Source organism: Mesorhizobium sp. CA5 (assembly GCF_020165105.1).
In the GTDB taxonomy this organism is placed as follows: domain Bacteria; phylum Pseudomonadota; class Alphaproteobacteria; order Rhizobiales; family Rhizobiaceae; genus Mesorhizobium.
In genome coordinates this window covers 161920-183592 of the sequence record NZ_JAIUHJ010000006.1, presented here as the reverse complement: position 1 = coordinate 183592, position 21673 = coordinate 161920, and the positions used below count along the sequence as shown (strand labels likewise).

Below are 21673 nucleotides of genomic sequence, written 5' to 3'. Positions count from 1 at the left end.
CCGCCGCAGTGCTGAAGGTTTCGGGGCTTACGATCATCTGTTCGCGACGAAGGTGCTGACGTGGCTCGGTGTGATGCAGTGACTGAAATCGGCGTGGACTTAGCTCATCATCTTCGGCAATCCCACCGCCAGCGCGTCGACGGCCAGCCGCACTTTCAGCGGCAGATGCGGCGCCTGCAGCCGGAGCGCATGGCAGTCATAGAGATAGTCCCGTTGCTCAGGCAGCAGGCGGACCAGTGTGCCGCCCTCGATGCGTTGTCGCACCAGCCAGTATGGCAGCCAGGCCAGTCCCATGCCGTCGGTTGCCGCGTCGGCGATGGCGTCGAGGTCGTCGAGCCGCAGCCGGCCGGCGGGGGCGATCTGCGTCACCGAGTCATCGTCGCGCGTAAACAGCCATGGCTGCAGCACGTGGCCGAGCCGCCGGTAGACGATCGCCTGATGGCTGGCGATGTCTTCGGGCTGAAGCGGTCGGCCGAAGCTTTCGATGTAGGACGGCGACGCGCAGACGATCATGCGCTGCCGCGCGACGCGGCGCGCAATGATGCCGGCCCTGTCATCCAGCGTTCCGGTGCGGATCGCCAGGTCGAAACCGTCCTCGACGAGATCGACGAAGCGATCGCTGAGCGACAGGTCCAATTCCAGCGTCGGATAACGCCGGGCCAGCTCGATTAGGATCGGCGTGACGCAGTGGCGACCGAAATGCGCCGGCATCGTCACGCGCAGTTTTCCGCGCGGCTCGGACAATTGGTCGGCTGCCAATGCATCGGCGGCTTGCGCTTCGGCCAGCACGATGCGGCAGCGCTCATAATAGGCGCGCCCGAAATCGGTCAGGCTCTGCCGGCGCGTGGTGCGGTTGATGAGGCGCATGCCGAGCCGCTCTTCGAGGAAGCGGACATGCTTGCCGACCATCGGCCCCGACAGGTCGAGCGTCGCCGCGGCGGCCGCGAACGAGCCGAGATCGACAGCCTTGACGAAGACCTCCATGCTTTCGAGGCGATCCATATTCAAAACCAATTGTTTCGACTGTTCTGCCCGTGTGCCGATTTATCGGTTCTCGATACCGCTGCATAGTCCATTCCATCGATTGGGTTTGGAGTTTCAGGCATGGCAAGGGTTGTTCGCTTTCACAGTCACGGCGGTCCCGAGGTGCTTCGCATCGAAGATATGGATGTTCCGTCGCCGGGGCCCGGCGAGGTGCGGATCCGCGTCAGGGCGCTGGGCTTGAACCGCGCCGAAGCCTTGATGCGCAACGGCTCTTACATCGAGACGTCGACGCTGCCGTCGGGCCTCGGCCTCGAAGCGGCGGGGGTGGTCGAGGCGGTGGGAGCCGGCGTGGAAGTCTTCGCACTGGGTGATGCGGTCAGCATCATCCCGCCGCGCTCGATGGCGCGCTGGCCGGCCTATGGCGAGCTCGTGAATTTCCCGGCCGAGCTTGTGGTGAAACATCCGCCATCGCTTTCATTCGAGGCCGCCGCCGCGACATGGATGCAATATCTCACCGCCTATGGCGCGCTGGTCGATATCGCACGTCTCGGCCCTGGCGAGCCTGTCGTCATCACCGCCGCGTCGAGCAGCGTCGGGCTCGCCGCCATCCAAATCGCCAACAGTATTGGCGCGGTGCCGATCGCCGTCACCCGAACATCGGCCAAGAAGACGGCGCTGCTCGATGCCGGCGCGGCGCATGTGGTGGCCTTGGCCGAGGAGGATATCGAAGCGAGGCTGAGGAAGATCGCACCGCAAGGCGTTCGCGTCGTCCTCGACGCGGTCGGCGGCCCGATCTTCACGCCGCTTACGGCCGCCATGGCGCGCGGCGGCATTCTCATCGAATATGGCGGCCTCAGCCCCGAGCCGACGCCGTTCCCGCTGCCCGATGTCCTGGCGAAGATGCTGACGCTGCGCGGCTACCTCGTCCACGAGATCACCGGCGATCCCGCCCGGCTTGAAGCCGCCAAGGCCTTCATCCTCGACGGCCTCGCCGCAGGCGCGCTGAAGCCGGTCATCGCCAGGACGTTTCCGTTCGAGAAGATCGCCGAGGCGCACCGTTTTCTGGAAGCAGGCGAACAGTTCGGCAAGATCGTGGTGACCGTTTGAGGCTCGCTTCAGCCGGAAAAGCGACTATCCGCTTGGCAAGCGGTGCTGCGCCGGGCCAAACTGGTCGTTCCGCATGCCTGCCTCAAGGAGACTTCGAAGATGACCGCCAATGTTTTTTCCGGCTGCATGCCGGCGCTGATGACGCCTTGCACCGATGACCGCCTTCCCGACTTCGACGCGCTGGTGCGCAAGGGACGCGAGCTGATCGCCGCCGGCATGTCGGCCGTCGTCTATTGCGGCTCCATGGGCGACTGGCCGCTGCTGACCGACGCGCAGCGCATGGAAGGCGTCGAGCGCCTGGTGAAGGCCGGCGTTCCGGTGATTGTCGGCACAGGCGCGGTCAACACCGCCAGCGCCGTGGCGCACGCCGCCCACGCGCAAAAGGTCGGCGCGCGGGGCCTGATGGTCATCCCGCGCGTTCTCTCGCGCGGGCCGTCGGTGGCGGCGCAGCGTCATCATTTCAAGGCGATCCTTGCCGCCGCGCCCGACCTGCCGGCCGTCATCTACAACAGTCCCTATTACGGCTTTGCCACGCGCGCCGACCTTTTCTTCGCGCTGCGCGCCGAGCATCCGAACCTGGTCGGCTTCAAGGAATTCGGCGGCCCGGCGGATTTGCGCTATGCGGCCGAAAACATAACCAGCCGCGACGATGACGTTGCGCTGATGATCGGCGTCGACACCGCCGTCTTCCACGGCTTCGTCAATTGCGGCGCTTCGGGCGCCATCACCGGCATCGGCAATGTCCTGCCCAAGGAAGTGCTGCATCTGGTGGGCCTCAGCCAGGCGGCGGCGCAAGGCGATGCCGAAGCGCGCCGGCTGGCGCAGGAACTGGACGCGGCGTTGGCCGTGCTGTCTTCTTTCGACGAGGGACCGGACCTCGTGCTCTATTTCAAGCACATGATGGTGCTGAAGGGTAATCCCGAATACAGGCTGCACTTCAACGAGACGGACGCGCTGAGCGACAGCCAACGCGGTTATGCCGAGCAGCAGCTCAAGCTCTTCGACACCTGGTATGCCCAATGGTCGAGGCAGCCCGTCATGGCAAGATACGCGGCCTGAGCCGATCGGTCCGGCGCAAAATCTCCGGCGATGCAGGGCCTGTTGACAGGCTGCACCCCGTTCGGCCAAAGCCTCAATAGGCCGCGGCCGAGCCGGGTATGGCCTGAAGACGCTCGATGTCCTGACGAGGCGGGGCGCCGAACAGGCGCCGATATTCGCGGCTGAATTGGGACGGGCTGTCATAGCCGACCGCGAAACCGGCCGTGCCGGCGTTGGCCCCGTCGGCCAGCATCAGCCTTCGCGCTTCCTGCAGGCGTAGCTGCTTCTGATATTCCAGTGGAGTCATGCGCGTGATCGCCTTGAAGTGAGCATGAAACGACGACGCGCTCATGCCTGACGCTGCGGCAATCTCGTCGATCCGCAATTGCGCCTGGAAGCCGTTCCGAATCGTAGCGATCGCGCGGCTCACCTGGTTCAGGTGGCTATCCACGGTTCCCATTTGACGAAGCGTTGCGCCATGCGGACCGGTAAGCAGACGGTAGAGGATTTCGCGCTCTATCAGCGGGGCCAGAACATCGACGGTTTCGGGGCGATCGAGCAGCTTCACCAATCGGCCCGCGGCATCGATCAGGTCCGGGTCGCTTGGATAGACAGCAAGCACAGGCAAGTCCTTTTCGCCAGAAGCCCGCCGCTCCGTCACCAGCAGATCGGCAAGTGCCGCGAGGTCGAAGTCGATCTTGCAGCATAGATATGGTGCGGCCGGACTGGCCTCGAGAACATGGCCGACCAGAGGCAGGTCGACCGAAACAAGAAGATAGCTCGATGCATCATAGACCACGCTCTGGTCTGCCAGCGAGACGCGCTTCGACCCTTGGGCTATTATGCAAAGCGAGGCTTCATAGACCGCCGGCACCGGCGCGCTGGGCCGGTCGGCACGAATGAGCGTCAGCCGGGGGATCGCGGTGCTTGAAATGCCGGGACCCCTGGCATGCCGGGCAATCAGCCCGGCCAGTTCGGTGATTTTTTCCATGCCGCATAAATCTGCATGACGCGGAATGTTGCAAGGCTTGTCCGCCTCGTTTGGAGGATTGTGCAAACTCTTTGGACGATCACGCTACCGGTCTTCGCCTGTGCGGCGCCATTTTCCATCCCGTCACCGCAAGCCAAAAAGGAACGATCATGACGGGACTGAAAGACAAGGTTGTACTCATCACCGGCGCATCGAGCGGCATCGGCGAAGCGACGGTGCGAGAGCTTGCCGCGGCCGGCGCCAGACTGTTCATCGGAGCCCGGCGCGCCGAGCGTCTGAAGGCGCTGGCCGAGGAAATCGGTGAACGCGTCGCCTGGCGCGAGCTCGACGTAACGGATGCCGAGAGCTTCGACGCTTTCGCCGATGCCGCTCATGCCCAATTCGGACGGATCGATGCGCTGGTCAACAATGCCGGCGTCATGCCGCTGTCGCCGCTTGCCGCGCTGAAGCGCGATGAGTGGGCGCGCATGATAAACGTCAACATCTTCGGCGTGCTGAACGGGATCGCTTCGGTGCTGCCGCGCTTCGTCGCGCAGAAAAACGGGCACGTCGTCAACGTGGCGTCCGTCGGCGCGCATCTCGTGCTGCCCACCGCGGCGGTCTACTGTGGCACGAAATATGCGGTGTGGGCGATCACCGAAGGCCTGCGGCAGGAGCACGACGACATCCGCGCCACGATCATCTCGCCTGGGGTGACCGCGACCGAATTGGGCGACGACATCAGCGACCCGCAGGTGGCAGCGGCTTTGAAAGAGTGGCGGCAAAAGTCACTGAAGCCGGACGCCATTGCCCGCGCGATCCGCTTCGCGCTCGAACAGCCCGACGGCGTCGACGTCAACGAAGTGATCGTGCGCCCGACCGCCGCCAACATGTGAGTGAACGGCAGGGACTGGCAATGAACAGGCCGGAGCTTGTTGCCGGCCTGTTCGCATGCGCGGGTCAGGCGGCCTTGACCTTCAGGTCCTCCTCGCCGCGCACCATCCTGGTCACGCCGGCGAAGTCGAGCTTGCCGGAACCGAGCACCGGCACTTTCGCCACGACGCGCACTTCGGCCGGAACCATCAGGTCCATGGCGCCGTTCGCCTTGGCGAAGGCCAGGAAGTCCGCGCGGGTCGCGTTGGGCGCTTCCGTGATCAGGATCAGCTTCTCGCCCTTGCGCGCGTCGGGCACCGCAGAGACGGCCGACAGCGAGCCCTTCCAGAGTTCGCCGGCCAGCGCCTCGACCGCGGCCAGCGAGACCATCTCGCCGCCGATCTTGGCGAAGCGCTTGGCGCGGCCGCGGATCGAGATGAAGCCCGCGTCGTCGACGGTCACGACGTCACCGGTGTCGTGCCAGCCATCGGCGAGCGGCTCGATCACGCCCGGATTCTCGGTGCGCAGATAGCCGGCCATGACGTTCGGGCCGCGCACGAAAAGCCGCCCGCCTTCGTCGACGCCGGGCACCGGCTCGAGGCGGTATTCCATGCCGGGCATGATTTTACCGACGCTGCCCGACTTGTTGTACATCGGCGTGTTGATGGCGATCACCGGCGCGGTTTCGGTCACGCCATAGCCTTCCAGGATGCGCAGGCCGAACTTCTCCATATAGGTCGTGCGCGTGGCGGCCTTGACCGGCTCAGCGCCGGCGAAGCAGTAGCGCACCGAGCGGAAGTCGTAAGGGTGCGCCGTGCGGGCATAGCCGGAGAGGAACGTGTCGGTGCCGAAGATGATCGTCGCGTTCGACCCGTAGATCAGTTCCGGCACGATGCGGTAGTGCAGCGGCGAGGGGTAGAAATAGACCGGCACGCCGGAGATCAGCGGCAGCACCGTGCCTGCCGTCATGCCGAAGGAGTGGAAGATCGGCAGCACGTTGAACACCTTGTCGCCCGAATGGAAGTCGATGCGCGAGGCGGCCTGGGCGGCATTGGCCAGGATGTTGCGGTGGGTGAGCACCACGCCCTTGGGCGTGCCTTCCGAGCCCGAGGTGAACAGGATCGCGGCCGGATCGTCCGCCTTGCGCGCCACCCGCGGGGTCGCCTTGCGGAGCAGGCCGAGCAGCTTGTCCTTGAGGCCGATCGTGGCCCGCAGGTCGTCGAGCCAGACGATGTCGACCGAGCGGCCGATCTCCTCGACGACCGGCCCGAGCTTTGCCTGTTCGACGAAGGCGCGGGAGGTGAGCACAGTGCGCACCTCGGCCGCCTTGCAGGCCGACAGGATGTTCGCTGCACCGGCGGTGAAGTTGATCATTGCCGGAACCTTGCCGGCCGACATCACGCCGAGAAGTGCCGCGCAGGCGCCGTTGGCATTGGGCAGCATGATGCCCAATGTCTGCTGGCCGGCATAGAGATGCTCGAACTTTTCGCCGAGCACCGCAGCGGCCGTCAGCAGCTTCCCGTAGCTCAGCGACCCGGTAACCGGATCCTGCACGGCGAGCTCCTTCATGCCGCGCTCGTTGGCGGTCTCGATGATCTTCTCCAGCACCGTCTTGCCGATGTCCTGGGTGCGGAAGACCAGGTCCGACATCACCTGGTAGAGCGCGGAACCGGCCGCGGCGCGACGCTGGCGGCCCTTCAGTTCCTGCGCGACTTCGAGCTTCACCGGCTCCAGTATGGTCACCTTGACCTTCGGGAACAGGCGGCGGCGCACATGCTGCGAGGTTAGTCGCGAGAAGTAGCTCTTCTCCAGCCCCTCGATGCGCACCGGCACCACCATCGAGCTGGTCTTGTCGGCCACCATGGCCGCGCCGTCATAGACCTTCATCAGGCCGCCGGTGACAGTGATGCGGCCTTCCGGGAAGATGACCAGCGGGTCGCCGCCCTGCACGATCTTGATCAGCGTGCGGGTCGACATAGGCTTCGCCGGATTGAGCGGCAAGGCCCGAGCAAGCTTCATGAACGGCTTCATCCACCAGGCCTGTGCGATCGTATAGTCGATGGCGAAGACTGGTTCCTCGTCGGTCAGGGTCAGGGCCAGCGGACCGTCGAGGAAGCTGACATGGTTGAGGGCCAGGATCGGCGCCTTGCCGGCCGCCTTGAGGTTTTCGATGCCCTCGATCTCCAGGCGCAGGAAGGCGCGGAAGAGGATAGAGACGAAGTCGCGGAAGGGGTTGGTCGGCAGATATTTCAGCATCAGCCAGGCGGCGAGGGCATTGGCCGCGACAAGGCCGAACAGGATGCCGGCGATCGAGACGCCCGCAGCCTGGATGGCCGCGACGAGAATGCCGCCGACGGTCATGAAGCCCGCATTGACGATGCTGACCGCGGCGACGACGCGGGCGCGTCGCGCTTCCGGCGACCAGGCCTGCACGGCGGCGAAGGTCGGCACCACCAGGAAGGCGGCGGCGATGGCCATGCCGGCGAGGTCGATGGCGACACGAATGGTGTTCGGCCCGGCGAAGAAGGCGGCAAGCGTCTCGGCCTTGGGCGAGGGCTGCATGCTGCCGATGGTCCAGGCCAGATGCAGGCCGAACAGCGCCAGCAGCGCGGTGCCGACCGGCGCCGGCAGCAGCACCATGCGCCCTTGCGACATCCAGGCGGCGATGGCCGAGCCGATGGCAATCGAGACGGCGAACACGGCAAGATAGGCGGTGACCGCGATCTCGTTGCCGCCGAGCGAATCCTTGATCATCGCCGGCAGGATCGACAGCACGATCGCGCCGACCAGCCAGAACCAGGAGGTCATCAGGCCGGCACGCCAGATGCGCGTGTCGGTGCGCAAGTCGGCGACCTGCCGCCAGGTCGAGCGGAAGATGTTCTTGTCGATGGCAAGGTTGGGCGCGGCCGAACCGGTGGCGGGGATGTAGCGGCTGACGAACCAGCAGCCGACGGCCAGCGCCATCATGATCGGTCCGAACACCCAAACGCCGATACCATCGGCGGAGACGACGCCGCCGGCGATGGTGCCGCCGAGGATCGCTGCGAACGTGGCCGACTCGATCCAGGCATTGGCCTTTGGCAGTTCCTTGCGCTCGAGATGATCGGGCAGGATGCCGTATTTGATCGGCCCGAACAGCGCCGAGATGGTGCCGAACATCAACAGCGCCGTCATCAGCACCGGGATCGACGACAGCGCGATGCCGGCGACGGCGACGGCGGCCGCGGCGATCTCGGTGAACTTCAGCCGCCGCGCGATCAGCGCCTTGTCGAAGCGGTCGGCGATCTCGCCGCCAAGCGCCGACAGCAGCAGGAAGGGCGCCATGAAGACAGCCCCCGCCAGCGTCACCAGTGACGCGGCCTGGTCCTTGGCAAGCGTGAAGAGAATGAGGAACACCAGCGTGTTCTTCAGGAAATTGTCATTGAAGGCTGAGAGGAATTGCGTCCAGAAGAGAGGCGCGAAGCGCCGCGACATCATCAGATGGGTGTTCATGGCAATTTCCCTTGGGCAAGTCCGGCTGGCAATCCGATTGGACTGAGCGGACACTTGCGCGGTTTGAGCCTTGTTTATCGGGAAGCCGTTAAACTTCGTTACTGCGATTCAATCCAAACCATTTGTTTCTTGTTCTTGGCGCCTGGAATCTGTCGTCCACGATCGGTCTCCAGGCCTTCCAGGCACCTGACTGTTTGCGGGCTTGGCTGTCGGCGAGCATCTATATGATCCTTTCGTTTCTGCGTTAAGCCGGATCGGCGCCGGTCTGTTTCAGGCCGGATACATTGCCTTGAACGCTGTTCACGAACGCACTATAGCACATCGTGAACGCCGTTCAAGAGGGAAAATGAACGATGTTCACAAATGCCTTACCGGCACTGTCAGGAGAGCAACGGAACGTTAGACAGGTTCTCAAATTTTACGGCGGCTGGAGCTACACCGGCGCGCCGCAAACAGCTATCAATCGTTGCGACGTCATTGCTTCGGGGTGGTGAGAGGCGCACGGCTTGCAGCTGGATTTGAAGACAATCGAGGCATTGGCCCCCGATCAGGCTTCGCTTGGCGCCGCGGCCAAGCTGACCAAGCGGTCGAACTGGCCCAGGCTTGAAGCACATGAACAGCTTCCGCTCATCTGGGGCGAATGCCAGGGCTCAGGATCCAACCCGTACCGGGTCGCATTCGACACCTCCGATCACGGCTATAAATGCACGTGTCCGTCGCGAAAATTTCCGTGCAAGCACATACTGGCGTTGGCGTGGATCGGTGCCACGGCGCCCGACAGCTTCGCGCGTGTCGACCAGACGCCCGACTGGGTGAACGACTGGCTCGGCCGGCGCCGCAAGCCAGGACAGCCGCCGGCGCAAGCGCCCGCGCGCGCGGAAGGCAAAAGCATCGACGAGGCATCGCGGCCGGAAGAGACCGCTCCTGTTGAGGACGCTGCTGCCGCCGAACGCCGCGAGGCCGCGCAGCGCAAGCGGGCCGAGGACACGCGCAGCGCGGTTTCTGCGGCGCTCGATGAGCTCGACCAATGGATCGCCGATCAGCTTCGGCTCGGTCTCGCCGGCTTTGTCGGCGCCAGCAGTGAACGCTGCCGCCGCATCGCGGCGCGTCTTGTCGATCTGAAGGCGACGACGCTCGCCGGGCGCATCGACGAGTTGCCGGCGCGGCTGATGGCGCTGCGCGGCGAGGAGCGCCCGGACGCCGCGATCCGCGAGCTCGGCAAGCTGGTGCTGCTCGGCAAGGCCTGGCGTGCCGCGCCCGACGATGCCGAATTGAAGCGCCTGGTCTCGACGTCGGAGACGCGCGACCAGATCCTCGCCAACCCCGATGCCGTCCGGGTCGAGAGCGACTGGGAGGTGCTTGGCGAAAAGATCGAGACGCGGCGCGACGGCCTTGTGAGCCACGCCACCTGGTTGCTTGATCTCAGGAGTCCAACTCCACGATTTGCACTCCTGCTCGATTTCTTCCCGGCATCAGCGGGGCGGCGCTCCGGCGCTTTTGCCCCCGCGGACCGCTTCAAGGCGAGGCTGGTGTTCTACCCATCCCGCAATCCGCTCAGGGCGCTGATCGCGGAGCGGCTGGGCGACGCGTCGCCTGGCGCATGGCCGGCGTTCGCCGGCGGCGCCGAGGCCGATCCGCTCGCCGCTTATTCCGTATTCCAGGACAAAACGCCTTGGCTGTCCGATTGCCCGCTCATCCTGCCGGCCGGCGCGATCGCGCTGGACGAAAGGGACGGCGCCTGGTGGCAGGCGGCGAACGATCCGCATGGCATCGCCTTGCCTGTCGCGGGTTCGGTCAATCAAACCTTGCTCGGTCTCGACCTCGCGGCGACGGCCGCGCTCTGGAATGGCGCGAGGCTCGAGCTTCTGGCTTCGCAAAGCAGCATGGGGAGGCTCGACCTGTCGTGAACGAGCTCGACCAGGCAGGGCTGGCGAGGCTGCGCGACGGCTGGATTTCCGGCGGCGCTGCTTTCGAATTTGCTCCCGCCGAATGGAAGGAAGTCGTGGCGGCGGCCAGACCGGACGAGCAGGAGCGGCGGCTGCTGGCCATTGCTGCGCAGGCGCTGGACGTCGCGCTTCGCCCGGCGGCGCCAAAAAGTTTGAAACGCCGTCCGCCACTGCCGGTGCTGGCCTTGCCGATGCTTCCTGAACGGCTGCGGCCGTCGCTGCGTGCCGCACTGAAATATGCAGCCGATGCGAGGCTCAAGGGTCGCGTGGCCACGCTCGTCGTCAGCCGAGGCTTCGTGCTGCATCCGATGGATTGGATGCCCGCTGCGACGGATCAGGAAAGCCCTGATGTCTATGCGCCTTGGGTCGACTGGCAAGCAGGCGCCGAAGGCGAAAAACGGTCCGGCCGCGAGCAACTGACGGCGGAAACCTGGGACGACTTCTATCCAGCCGCGCGCCGTATTGCCTTGATTGATTTACGGCGCACCAGGCCTGCCTTGGCGCGGACTCTCATCGAGACCAAAGGGACAAGCGAACCGGCGGAGGTCAGGCTTCCACTTGTCGAACTCATGCGTTTCGGCCTTGGTGCCGATGACGTTCCGTTTCTGAAGAGCTTGTCCGCCGATCGCTCAGGCAAAGTGCGCGAAACGGCCGGCCGGCTCCTGGCAAGATTGGGCGAACGTGGCAATCCAACTGATGGCGGGCTGGAAAATCCGATAGCCGAGCTCGCCGCTTTCATCGAGGAAGGCAAATCCGGCTTCATCCGGCGCCGCACCACCTATGCGCCGACAAAAACCAAGTCGCCCGCGCAACAGGCACGCCGCGCCGAGTTGTTCGCGTCCTGTTATTTCGGCGATCTCGTCGCTCACTGCGGCAAGACGGAGTCCGATTTCATCGGGGCATGGCAGTTTGGCGTCGATAATAATGCCGACCTCTTTCTCGTTCGAATGGTCTCGGCGTCCGGCGGCGATGCGGCGGTGGCTTGTTTGGCGGACCTGCTCGTCGCCGCCGGCGGCAGGTTGGCGCTTCTCGTCCTCCAGCTCATGTTGCGTTTGGACGGCGGCAGAAAACGTCTCCTGATCAGGCAGATCCTGAATGACGCTCAAAATCTGGCCGCGCTCACCCTGGTTGAAGGCGCGGAAGCAGGCTGGCTGGAATGGGGCGACCTCACAAGCGGCAAGACGCTTTCGGCGCTGCGTGCCGCCGTCTCGGGGGACAACGACATCATGAAACGAAGCGCCGAGCAGTATCTCGAAACCATGGGCTTTCTCGCCACGGCGGCGGCGGCGGAAAAATTGATCGGCGAGGTCGTTGCCGCAGGCTTGCCGCCCGCATCGCCATCGCTCGGTCTGCTGCGGCTCAACGCGGCGCTTGCCCAGAACCAATCCCACAGATGATCAAACTGGAGACGATCGCATGAACGCAGCCATCCGCCTTCCGGTCGAAGAAATCTATGCGTCGGAACTGCAGGCGCTGGCGCGCGGCGACGACCGTCAGAAGCCTGCCGGCTGGAGTCTGTCGCCCAAAGCAGTGCTCACCTATCTGATGGGCGGCAAGGCCAGCGACGGCACGGTGATTTCGCCGAAATATGTCGGCCGCCGGCAATTGATGGAAACGGCGGTCGCCACTTTGGCTACCGACCGGGCGCTGCTTCTGCTCGGCGTTCCCGGGACGGCGAAATCCTGGGTGTCGGAACATCTCGCCGGCGCCATCATGGGAAACTCGACGCTGGTCGTGCAATGCACCGCCGGCACCGACGAGAACCAGATCCGCTATGGCTGGAACTATGCCCAGCTGCTGGCCAAGGGCCCGAGCCAGGAGGCGCTGGTGCCGACCCCGCTCTACCGCGCCATGCAGGACGGCAAGCTCTGTCGCCTGGAAGAGTTGACGCGCATGGGCTCCGACGTCCAGGACACGCTGATCACCGTGCTCTCGGAAAAGATGATGCCGGTGCCGGAATTGAACACTTCGATTTATGCGCAGCGCGGCTTCAACATCATCGCCACGGCCAACAACCGCGACAAGGGCGTCAACGAGCTCTCCTCGGCACTGAAGCGTCGCTTCAATGTCGTGGTGCTGCCCTTGCCTGAGGACATGAACGAGGAAGTCTCCATCGTCTCCCGGCGCGTCGGCGAGATGGCCGGCGGGCTTGACCTGCCGGTGCCGAAGAATGTCGGCGAGGAGATCGCCCGCGTGCTCACCATCTTCCGTGAGCTGCGCTCGGGCGCCACCGCCGACGGCAAGGTGACGCTGAAGACGCCGTCGGGCTCGCTGTCCACCGCCGAGGCGATCGCCACGATGGTCGGCGGCCTCAGTCAGGCGGCCTGGTTCGACGACGGCAAGCTTCATGCCGCGGGCCTTGCCTCGAGCCTTGTCGGCGCCATCGTCAAGGATCCGGTGCAGGACAAGGTGGTGCTGGAGGAATATCTGGAGACGGTGCTCAAGAAGCGGCCGGACTATGCCGGCTATTACGCGGCGCTCAACGCGGCCATCTGAGCGATGACTGAGGGCGGCATCAGCTATTTCGGCATTCGCCATCACGGGCCGGGCTCCGCCGAGAGCCTGGTCAAGGCGTTGCAGGAATTGCGGCCCGTCGCCGTGCTGGTCGAGGGGCCGGTGGACGCCACGCCGCTGCTGCCGCTGCTCGCCAGCCCCGACATGAAGCCGCCGGTGGCGCTGCTCTGCTATCCCGAAGATGATCCCGCGGCAACCCGGTTCTGGCCTTTCGCCGAATTCTCGCCCGAGTACCAGGCGGCGCTGTGGGCTGTAGCCAACAAAGCGGCGCTTCGCTTCATCGATCTGCCGTCGGCGGCGCGGCTGGCCGAGAAGGCGGCTGAAGGTGCGACGGACGCCGATGGGGCCGAAGCGGAGGCGACGGAAGAGCAGGGCGAGGAGGCCGAACGCATCCGAGATCCGATCGGCACCCTGGCGCGCGCCGCCGGCTACGAGGACGGCGAGAGCTGGTGGTCGGATATCATCGAGCAGAATCCTGCACCCGGCCCGATCTTCGCGGCCATTGCCGACGCGATGACGACGCTGCGCGACGGCGAAGGCGCGACCGGCAGCTTCGAGGCGATGCGCGAGGCACATATGCGTCTCGAGATCGCCGCCGCGCGAAAGGAATTCGACGGACCGTTGGCCGTCGTCTGCGGCGCGTGGCACGTGCCGGCCCTTCGGGCGGCGCACACGCAAAAGAGCGACCAGGCGCTGCTCAAGGGCATCGGCCGACGCAAGACCACGATGACCTTCGCGCCATGGACCGGACCGCGCCTCGCGCTGGGCTATGGCTATGGCGCGGGCGTCGTCGCTCCCGGCTGGTGTAAGCATCTGTGGGCGACGCGCGGGCGCGATGATGCCTCGGTCCTTTGGCTGGGGCGGATCGCCGCGGTGCTCAGGGGTAAGGGCCATATGGTTTCCACGGCCTCTCTGATCGAGGCAGAGCGCTTGGCTCGCGCGCTCGCCGCCATCCGCGACAGGCCGAAGCCCGGCTTCGAGGAATTGCGCGACGCCTCGGTCTCAGCGCTCTTCAACGGCGAGGCTTTGCTGTGGAAGATGGTCGAGGCCGAGCTGCTGCTCGGCGCCGATGTCGGCGAGATTCCACCCGACACGCCGCTTGCCCCACTGATCGATGATCTGCAGCGCAACCAGAAGGCGGCCCGGCTGAAGCCCGAAGCCCTTGAGCGGGAACTTTCCGTAGACTTGCGCAGCGAGAGCGGGCTCTTCCGCTCGACATTGCTGCACCGGCTGAATGTGCTTGGCGTCAACTGGGGCCGGTTGACGGATGCCGGTCGCAGTCGCGGCACGTTCCGCGAGCGCTGGATGTTGGCCTGGCAACCGGAATATGCGGTTCGCCTGGTCGAGAACCTGGTCTATGGACCGACCATCGAGAAGGCCGCCAATGGCCGTCTGATCCAGATGATCGGCGCGGCCGCGACACTGGATACGCTCGCCACACTCGTGCAAAACGCGATCACGGCGGGGCTGAGCGAGGCGTCCGCCGCCGGGCTCGCGGCGCTGGAGGAAAAGGCGGCGCACAGCAGCGAGTGCCTGGAGCTGCTGGCCTCGGTGCCGCCGCTGGCCGACATCATCCGCTACGGCGAGGCGCGCAAAACCGAGACCGAACGCCTCGCCGGCCTCTTGGAACGGCTGATCATCGAAGGATCGATCGCGCTGCCTTATGCGGCGCGCGACCTCGACGCGCAGGCCGCCGCGGAGTTGATGGCCGCGTTGCGCAAGGCCGACGAGGCGATCAGGCTGGTCGAGCCGGACGAGCATGTCCTGGAGGCCTGGCGCAACGGTCTGGCTGCCGTGCTCGATTCATCGCGCTCAACGGCGCTCGTCGCCGGTGGCGCCGCGCATCTGCTCTACGAGCACGGCCGGCTCTCCGCCGAAGCAACCGCCAATCTGCTCGCAAAACGTCTGTCGCCGGGAACGCCCGTTGCCGATGCCGCGGCATTCTTCGAAGGCTTTTTCAGCGGCGCCGGCCAGAGGCTGATCTATGACGAGGGGTTGCGCGGCGCCGTCGATGCCTGGTTGGCCTCGCTGGAAGAGGAAGCTTTCGTGGCGCATCTGCCGCTGCTGCGCCGCGTCTTTTCCAACCTCGACAGCATGGAGCGCCGGCGCCTGATCGAGGCCGTGCTTGGCAAGAGGGCGAGCCTGCCCACCGGGCTGACGCCGGCGCCGGACGGCGGCGAGGCTTGGCGCAGGCATTTTGCCCTTCTTGGAAAGCTGCTCGCAGGGGAGCCCCGCCATGGCTGACGAAGCGACTGGGCCGGAGCTCGATCAGACGCTGGACAATCGGGAGCGTCGCTGGCGGCTGGCGATCGGCGCCGACGAGGAGACATCGTCGGCGCTCTCGGCCGAGGATCGGCGGCTGTCTGCGGCGCTCGACGCGCTCTATGGCGACGGCAGCGGCGACACCGCCGGCGATCCGCGTAAGCGGCGTGGCGGGCTTGGCCGCTCGGCGCCGCGCGTCGCTCAATGGATGGGCGACATCCGCTCCTTCTTCCCCGAGCCGGTCGTGCAAGTCGTGCAGAAGGATGCCTTCGAGCGGTTGAACCTGAAGCAGATGCTGATGGAGCCGGAATTCCTCAAGGCGATCGAGGCCGACGTCAATCTCGTCGCCGACCTGATCTCGCTGCGCTCGGCAATGCCGGACAAGACCAAGGACATCGCGCGCTCGATCATTACCGATATTGTCGCGAAGCTGATGCAGCGTCTGGAGCAGAAGACCGCGGAGGCGATCCGTGGCGCGCTCGATAAGTCGCGGCGCACCAACCGCCCGCGCCAGCGCGACATCGACTGGCCGCGCACTATTACGGCGAACCTTCGCCACTACCAGCCGGACCACAAGACCGTCGTGCCGGAAAAGCTGGTCGGCTTCATGCGCCGCCAGCGGCGGCTGGTCGATCTCGACGAGGTAACGCTCTGCGTCGACCAGTCCGGCTCGATGGCAAGCTCGGTCATCTACGCCTCGATTTTTGCCGCCGTGATGGCGTCACTGCCAGTCGTGCGCACCAAGCTCGTATGTTTCGACACCGCCATCGTCGATCTGACGGAAGAGCTCAGCGATCCGGTCGAGGTGCTGTTCGGCGTCCAGCTCGGCGGCGGCACCGATATCAACCAGGCCGTCGCCTATTGCGCCGAGCGCATCGAGCGGCCGGCCAAGGCGCATTTCATCTTGATCACCGATCTCTACGAGGGCGGCAACGGCAAGGAGCTTCTGCGAAGGCTGGCGACGCTGGTGCGGTCGGGCGTCAACGTGGTCGTGCTGCTCGCGCTTACCGACCAGGGCCGCCCCGGCTACGACCCTTCCATGGCCGGCTCGGTCGCGGCGCTGGGCATTCCGGTCTTTGCCTGCACGCCGGATCACTTCCCCGACATGATGGCGGCGGCGCTGCGTCGCGAGGACATCGGCGCCTGGGCAGCAGGGGTCGACATCAAGCTCGTTCGCGCCGACGCGGAAGAGCCAAAAACGGATGCGTGAGGCACGCGCCTGGCTTTAGACTCTATTTGTTCGTGCGCATTTTTTGCCGCGGATTGATGCCGCCGCTGGCCGTTGTGTCGTTCTCGACGTCGCCTTCGGTCGTGTTCTCGCCGAGCTCGAGATCATCGCCTTCCTTGATGCTGCCCTTTGACGTTCCGATGCCTGGATTGTTTTCCAGATCGGCGTCGCTCGGTTTGCGCGATTTGAGATGCTTGGTGCTCATGGCAGGCTCCTTCCAAGATTTGCTGGATGAGGAACTGATTGGCCGAAGCGAATGTTCCGAGCGCGTTTGGCCGCCGCCCCGTTTCGAAACTCCGACTTCGTCAAAGTCCGAACGGATAGGTTTCGGGTACACCGGTCCTGGCATGCTCCGGCCCAAGCGGCGTCACCGCTTTCGTCTTGTCGAACCAGACGAAGGCGTCGAACTGCCTTGGCAGCGAGGCATCGGCATAGTGGCTGCGCAGTTCGGTTTCCGGCCTGTAGATCACGCCGATGAAGCGCTCCAGCCGCCGCTCCAGTAGGCGATGCCTCAGTGCGGCGTCGCGGTCCATATCGAGCAGGAACCGCGACACCCCGCTGTCGTGGCAGAGCCGTTCGTAGCTGTCCGCATGCGAAGGGCGCACCCGCATGACCTGCATCGGATCGTCCCAATCGGAAGCCGCGGCCACGGTTCCGGAATGGGTGCCGAAGCCGATCAGCGCCACTTGGTCGCCAAAGCGCTCGCGGCAGAGCTGGCCGATGTTCAACTCCTGCCTGATCGTTCCCATCTCGGTGAAACGGGCATCGCCGATATGCGAGTTGTGGGCCCAGACGACGGCCTTTGACTCCGAGCCGCGCGCCTCGAGTAGATGCTCTAGCGTCTCGAACATGTGCGTGTCGCGGAGATTCCAGGATTCCGCCCCGCCGTAATACATGATGCGATAGTAGCGTTCAGCGGCTGCGATCAGCCTTGCGTTCTGCGTGGCATCGAGAAAGTCGGCGCCGTCCTGTCGAGCGTAGTCGAGCTGTCTTGCAAGCAGCTCCTGACATTGCTCCAGCACGGCTTGTTCGCATTTGCGATAGCCGGCGGTGAGCACGGCGCGCCCGTATGTGGAAGGCTCTTTCTGCCACGGGGTCAGGCAGCCATAGCGTTGCCGCGCAGCGGCGGCGGCTTCCGGATCGACCTGGTCGAGATAGCGCAGGACGGCCGCAATCGACGCGCTCATATTGTAGATGTCGAGACCGTAAAAGCCGGCCCGGCGGTTTACATCGTCGAGGCCTCCATTGTGATCCCGCATCCAGCCGACGAATGCGTCGACATCGGTGTTGCGCCACATCCATGTGGGAAAGCGCTGGAACGGCGGCTCTGCGGCCGCGCGCGGCGGCCGATGGCGGACATGGCGGTCAATGGCCGCAGCATCCGGCCAGTCCGCTTCAACCGCGACGATGCTGAAGCCATGCTTTTCGATGAGCCGGCGCGTGATCGCGCCGCGCGCCGTGTAGAATTCGGAGGTGCCGTGACTGGCCTCGCCGAGAAGGACAACACGCCGGTCCGCGAAGCGGTCGAACAAATCGCCGAAGGCCGGGTCTTCGAAATCCGGCAGCGGCTCGGCGGCGGCCGCGATCATCTCCGGCAGGCTTCTTTCGCGCGGCTGCGGCGTGACCACAGCCGGTCGATCGGCTCCATATCGAGGCCGTTCCGCCCAGCCTTGTTCGCCGATGAGCGGAACGAACTGCACGCCACCGAGGTCTTCTTCCTCGTAGGTCGTTGCGCCGGTTCGGGTGACCTTCAGCAGCCGCTGGTCGTCGACCTCCTTGCCGACGGGGATCACCAGACGGCCACCGACATCGAGCTGTTCCTGAAGCGCCAGCGGCGCGCCGGGACCGGCTGCGGCCACCAATATGGCATCGAACGGAGCGGCGTCGCTCCATCCCTTGGTGCCGTCGCCGGCGCGAACCTCGATATTGTCGTAACCGAGGCGTTCGAACCGCTGCCGGGCGATTTCGGCGAGCATCGCATGGCGCTCTATCGTGTAGACGCGGGCCGCAACACGACTCATCACCGCCGCCGCGTAGCCCGAGCCCGTCCCAACCTCGAGAACGCGGTCGCCAGGATCGATCTCAGCGGCTTCGATCATATAGGCGACCATGAAGGGTTGCGAGATCGTCTGACCCTTGCCGATCGGCAGAGGGGTGTCCTCATAGGCGAATTCCTCGAAATCGGGGTCGACAAAGACCTCGCGTGGAACCTCCCGCATGGCCTCCAGAACCCGGCGGTCATGAATTCCACGCTGGGCGATCTGGACATCGACCATCCGGCCGCGCGTCAGAGAAAGTTCGGCCATCAATGCCTACCGATCATGGACAAGTACCATCTTGCCCAGAACCATCTGCGGGCGGGAAAGTTTCATGTCCGGGACGATTTCAAGCATCCTCCGTTACGACACTAGAACGGCTTCTCGCTGATCACCTCGAAGCGCTCGACCGCGCAATGCTCGCCGACAAGCGTCAGCACGTCGGTCGAAGGTGGAATAGCGTCGGGCTGCTTCCACAGAATGTTGAAGGAATAAACAAAGCGCTCACGGTCTGCGTCGTGCTCCATGCCGACGAAGCGGGCACTGTAGCCAAGCGGCCGTACCATTTCCTGGAGGTCGGGCGGCGCGTTTTTCGGCCAGGAGACCGAAAGGATTGCCTTGTGATCGCGCCGGATCTTGAGGTCGACCCATTTCAACGCCTGCAGTGTCACCAGCGTCAGCACGGTTGCGATCGCGCCGAGGCCGTACTGACCGCCGCCGAAGGCAAGGCCGATCATGGTCATGATCCACATCGTGGCGGCGGTGGTGACGCCGGTGACCAGATCGCCGCGCCGCAAGATAGCGCCGCCGCCGATGAAGCCGACACCGGTGAGCACGCCGAGCGCAAGACGCATCACATCCATGCGTACGAAGGAGTCTGGTCCTTTGCCCGAGACACCGAGCAGCATGTTGGCCTGGACCATTGCGACGCAGGCCGCAAGGCCGACCAGGATGGTCGTCCGCAACCCGGCGGAATGACCGCGGGCCTCGCGGTTCAGGCCAATGAGGAAGCCTGCAAGCACCGTGACCAGCAGCCGCGCGACGAGGTCCGGCCAGGTCGGATGAAGCGGCATGTCGCAGCAAAGCGGCGTGAGCATGGTCCGTCGGGGCAGCCTAAGCGCACCCTCCGTTGCGTCTGGAATGCTCAACTAGGCTTGGCCGCTGATGGTTCCCTGGCCGCTACTCCATCATGCGCGAATCGCCTCACCGGACGGCAATGCTCAGCACCAGCGCCAGCACGACGATGCCGACCAGTCCGGCGATGAAGATGATGCGACGGGTGCGCGTGCGCAGGATGATTTCGCCCTGTCGCGCATCCTGCCCGGAAAACACCGGACCTTCGCTGTCGCGGTCCTTGCTCATGGTTGTCTCCTTCCCTGTGAGCGGGCACGGGAAGCGTCAGAGCAGGAACCGTTTTGGCCGGCATGAAGTTCCGCCACGCGGATGCTGAGGCGAGGGCAGGGCCGGCTACCGCGACCGGCCGAAAACCGGCCGCGGGAAAGTTGGCTCAGCCGAATTTCGGGTCGAGGCTGCCCGATTTGTAGCGCTTGGCCATGTCGGCCAGCGGGATCGGCTTGATCTTCGAGGCATTGCCGGCGGTGCCAAACTGCTCGAAGCGCTCCTTGCAGAGCTTCTTCATCGCGGCCATGGCCGGCGTCAGATATTTGCGCGGATCGAACTCGCTGGGGTTCTCGGTCAGCACCTTGCGGATCGCGCCGGTCAGCGCCATGCGGTTGTCGGTGTCGATGTTGATCTTGCGCACGCCATGCTTGATGCCGCGCTGGATCTCCTCCACCGGCACGCCCCAGGTCGGCTTCATCTGGCCGCCATATTTGTTGATGATCTCCTGCAGTTCCTCCGGCACCGACGACGAGCCGTGCATGACCAGATGCATGTTGGGCAGGCGGCGATGGATCTCCTCGATCACGTTCATCGCCAGCACCGCGCCATCCGGCTTGCGCGAGAATTTATAGGCGCCGTGGCTGGTGCCCATGGCGACGGCCAGCGCGTCGACATGCGTGTCGCGCACGAACTGCTCGGCCTGCACCGGATCGGTCAAAAGCTGGTCATGGCTGATCGCGCCCTCGACGCCGTGGCCGTCTTCTTGCTCGCCGCCGCCGCTCTCCAGCGAGCCCAGCACGCCGATCTCGCCTTCCACCGAGACGCCGCCCCAATGCGCCATGTCGACGACGCGGCGCGTAATGCCGGAATTATAGGCGTAGTCGGCAGGCGACTTGCCGTCCTCCTTCAGGGAGCCGTCCATCATCACCGAGGTGAAGCCGTACTGGATCGCGGTGACGCAGGTCGCTTCGTTGTTGCCGTGGTCGAGATGCATGCAGACCGGGATGTCGGGATGGATCTCGACCAGCGCGTCGATCAGCTTGGCCAGCACCACGTCATTGGCATAGGCGCGCGCGCCGCGGCTGGCCTGCAGGATGACCGGCGACTTGGTCTCCTCCGCCGCCTCCATGATGGCGAGGCCCTGTTCCATATTGTTCATGTTGAAGGCAGGCACGCCATAGCCATGTTCGGCGGCATGGTCGAGCAATTGTCTCAGTGTGATGCGAGCCAACGAATAGTCTCCCGTATCTGGTTCGAGCCCGTGTTTGAAAAGGCCGCCCGGGCGTCGGACGGCCCCTTTGCTTCTGGCCGGATTTCGGGCCTGCCGCAACCGTTTGAACCCTTTTCGGCCGCAATTCTTGTTGCAGTGCTGAAATCAGGCGCTTTCGGACTTAGGCCGCGATCTTTGCGCGCGCGGCGAGGATTTCGACGCAGGCTCTCGCGGCTTCCTTGCCCTTCACGATGAAATGCTCATGGAAGAAGCGGTGATGCTCGGCGCTGTCATGGTAGTTGTGCGGCGTCAGGACGGCCGACAGCACGGGCACGCCGGTCGCGAGCTGCACATTCATCATGCCGTCGATGACGGCGCTCGCCACGAAGTCGTGCCGGTAGATGCCGCCATTGACGACGAAGGCGGTGCCGAGGATCGCGGCGTAACGGCCGGTCTCGGCAAGCGTCTTGGCGTGCAGCGGAATCTCGTAAGCGCCCGGCACGTCGAAGACCTCGACGGCAAAGCCGCCGAGGGCGGCAAGCTCCGTCTCGAACGCCGTCACGCATTGGTCGACGATATCGGCATGCCAGCGCGCCCGGATGACGGCGACATGACGGACAGTATGGTCTTTAAGGAAATGCTGATTCATGGGTCCTTCCTTCCGTTTCGAAC

The 21673-nt window shown here is 64.8% G+C and carries 17 protein-coding genes; 8 read left to right on the top strand and 9 right to left on the bottom strand.

Annotated elements, in window-relative coordinates:
• Positions 1–99: 99 nt before the first annotated feature.
• Entirely contained in the window at positions 100–1002 is a 903-nt protein-coding gene (locus LB529_RS10370; protein WP_224711013.1) for a LysR family transcriptional regulator, read from the bottom strand.
• A gap of 102 nt (positions 1003–1104) precedes the next feature.
• On the opposite strand from LB529_RS10370, the gene LB529_RS10365 reads away from it, so the two are divergent.
• Positions 1105–2091 (top strand): zinc-dependent alcohol dehydrogenase family protein, encoded by a 987-nt coding sequence (locus LB529_RS10365; protein ID WP_224711012.1) that lies wholly within the window; start codon positions 1105–1107, stop codon positions 2089–2091.
• A gap of 99 nt (positions 2092–2190) precedes the next feature.
• On the top strand, positions 2191–3150 hold the full coding sequence (locus tag LB529_RS10360) for a dihydrodipicolinate synthase family protein (protein ID WP_224711011.1): 960 nt from the start codon (positions 2191–2193) through the stop codon (positions 3148–3150).
• A gap of 73 nt (positions 3151–3223) precedes the next feature.
• Here the strand turns inward: LB529_RS10360 and LB529_RS10355 are convergent, their stop codons facing one another.
• Entirely contained in the window at positions 3224–4120 is an 897-nt protein-coding gene (locus LB529_RS10355) for an AraC family transcriptional regulator (RefSeq protein WP_224711010.1), read from the bottom strand.
• A gap of 149 nt (positions 4121–4269) precedes the next feature.
• Between LB529_RS10355 and LB529_RS10350 the strand changes: the two genes are divergently transcribed.
• Positions 4270–4995, top strand: coding sequence for an SDR family oxidoreductase (locus LB529_RS10350; RefSeq protein ID WP_224711009.1), 726 nt, complete (start codon positions 4270–4272; stop codon positions 4993–4995).
• Positions 4996–5059: 64 nt separating this feature from the next.
• On the opposite strand, the gene LB529_RS10345 is transcribed toward LB529_RS10350, so the two are convergent.
• Positions 5060–8464, bottom strand: a complete 3405-nt coding sequence (locus LB529_RS10345; RefSeq protein ID WP_224711008.1) for an acyl-[ACP]--phospholipid O-acyltransferase — start codon at positions 8462–8464, stop codon at positions 5060–5062.
• A gap of 506 nt (positions 8465–8970) precedes the next feature.
• On the opposite strand from LB529_RS10345, the gene LB529_RS10340 reads away from it, so the two are divergent.
• The 5 genes from LB529_RS10340 to LB529_RS10320 are packed head-to-tail and all read left to right on the top strand — an operon-like array spanning position 8971 to position 16396.
• Positions 8971–10371: an SWIM zinc finger family protein gene (locus LB529_RS10340; protein ID WP_224711007.1), complete on the top strand. Its 1401-nt coding sequence runs from the start codon at positions 8971–8973 to the stop codon at positions 10369–10371.
• Complete coding sequence (locus tag LB529_RS10335) at positions 10368–11807, top strand: DUF5691 domain-containing protein (protein WP_224711006.1); 1440 nt, start codon at positions 10368–10370, stop codon at positions 11805–11807. The genes LB529_RS10340 and LB529_RS10335 overlap by 4 nt, the downstream gene beginning before the upstream one ends.
• A gap of 19 nt (positions 11808–11826) precedes the next feature.
• A complete protein-coding gene (locus tag LB529_RS10330; RefSeq protein WP_140844275.1) occupies positions 11827–12906 on the top strand; it encodes an ATP-binding protein in 1080 nt (359 codons plus the stop codon).
• A gap of 3 nt (positions 12907–12909) precedes the next feature.
• Positions 12910–15168 (top strand): DUF5682 family protein, encoded by a 2259-nt coding sequence (locus tag LB529_RS10325; protein WP_224711005.1) that lies wholly within the window; start codon positions 12910–12912, stop codon positions 15166–15168.
• A complete protein-coding gene (locus tag LB529_RS10320) occupies positions 15161–16396 on the top strand; it encodes a VWA domain-containing protein (protein ID WP_224711004.1) in 1236 nt (411 codons plus the stop codon). The genes LB529_RS10325 and LB529_RS10320 overlap by 8 nt, the downstream gene beginning before the upstream one ends.
• A 22-nt stretch (positions 16397–16418) precedes the next feature.
• Here LB529_RS10320 and LB529_RS10315 read toward each other — a convergent pair whose 3' ends face one another.
• The 6 genes from LB529_RS10315 to LB529_RS10290 form a co-directional block, all read right to left on the bottom strand.
• Positions 16419–16619, bottom strand: a complete 201-nt coding sequence (locus LB529_RS10315) for a hypothetical protein (protein ID WP_095768799.1) — start codon at positions 16617–16619, stop codon at positions 16419–16421.
• 100 nt (positions 16620–16719) lie between these two features.
• Positions 16720–18720 (bottom strand): protein-L-isoaspartate(D-aspartate) O-methyltransferase, encoded by a 2001-nt coding sequence (locus LB529_RS10310; RefSeq protein ID WP_224711003.1) that lies wholly within the window; start codon positions 18718–18720, stop codon positions 16720–16722.
• A gap of 101 nt (positions 18721–18821) precedes the next feature.
• Positions 18822–19547: an MgtC/SapB family protein gene (locus tag LB529_RS10305; protein ID WP_095768797.1), complete on the bottom strand. Its 726-nt coding sequence runs from the start codon at positions 19545–19547 to the stop codon at positions 18822–18824.
• A gap of 106 nt (positions 19548–19653) precedes the next feature.
• The gene (locus tag LB529_RS10300; protein WP_140634712.1) at positions 19654–19812 is read right to left on the bottom strand and encodes a peptide ABC transporter permease; all 159 of its coding nucleotides are present in this window, start codon (positions 19810–19812) and stop codon (positions 19654–19656) included.
• Between the two features lie 145 nt (positions 19813–19957).
• Positions 19958–21022 (bottom strand): class II fructose-bisphosphate aldolase, encoded by a 1065-nt coding sequence (fba, locus tag LB529_RS10295; RefSeq protein ID WP_095768796.1) that lies wholly within the window; start codon positions 21020–21022, stop codon positions 19958–19960.
• A 160-nt stretch (positions 21023–21182) separates the two neighbouring features.
• A complete protein-coding gene (locus LB529_RS10290; protein ID WP_224707319.1) occupies positions 21183–21650 on the bottom strand; it encodes a 6,7-dimethyl-8-ribityllumazine synthase in 468 nt (155 codons plus the stop codon).
• Positions 21651–21673: the final 23 nt, after the last annotated feature.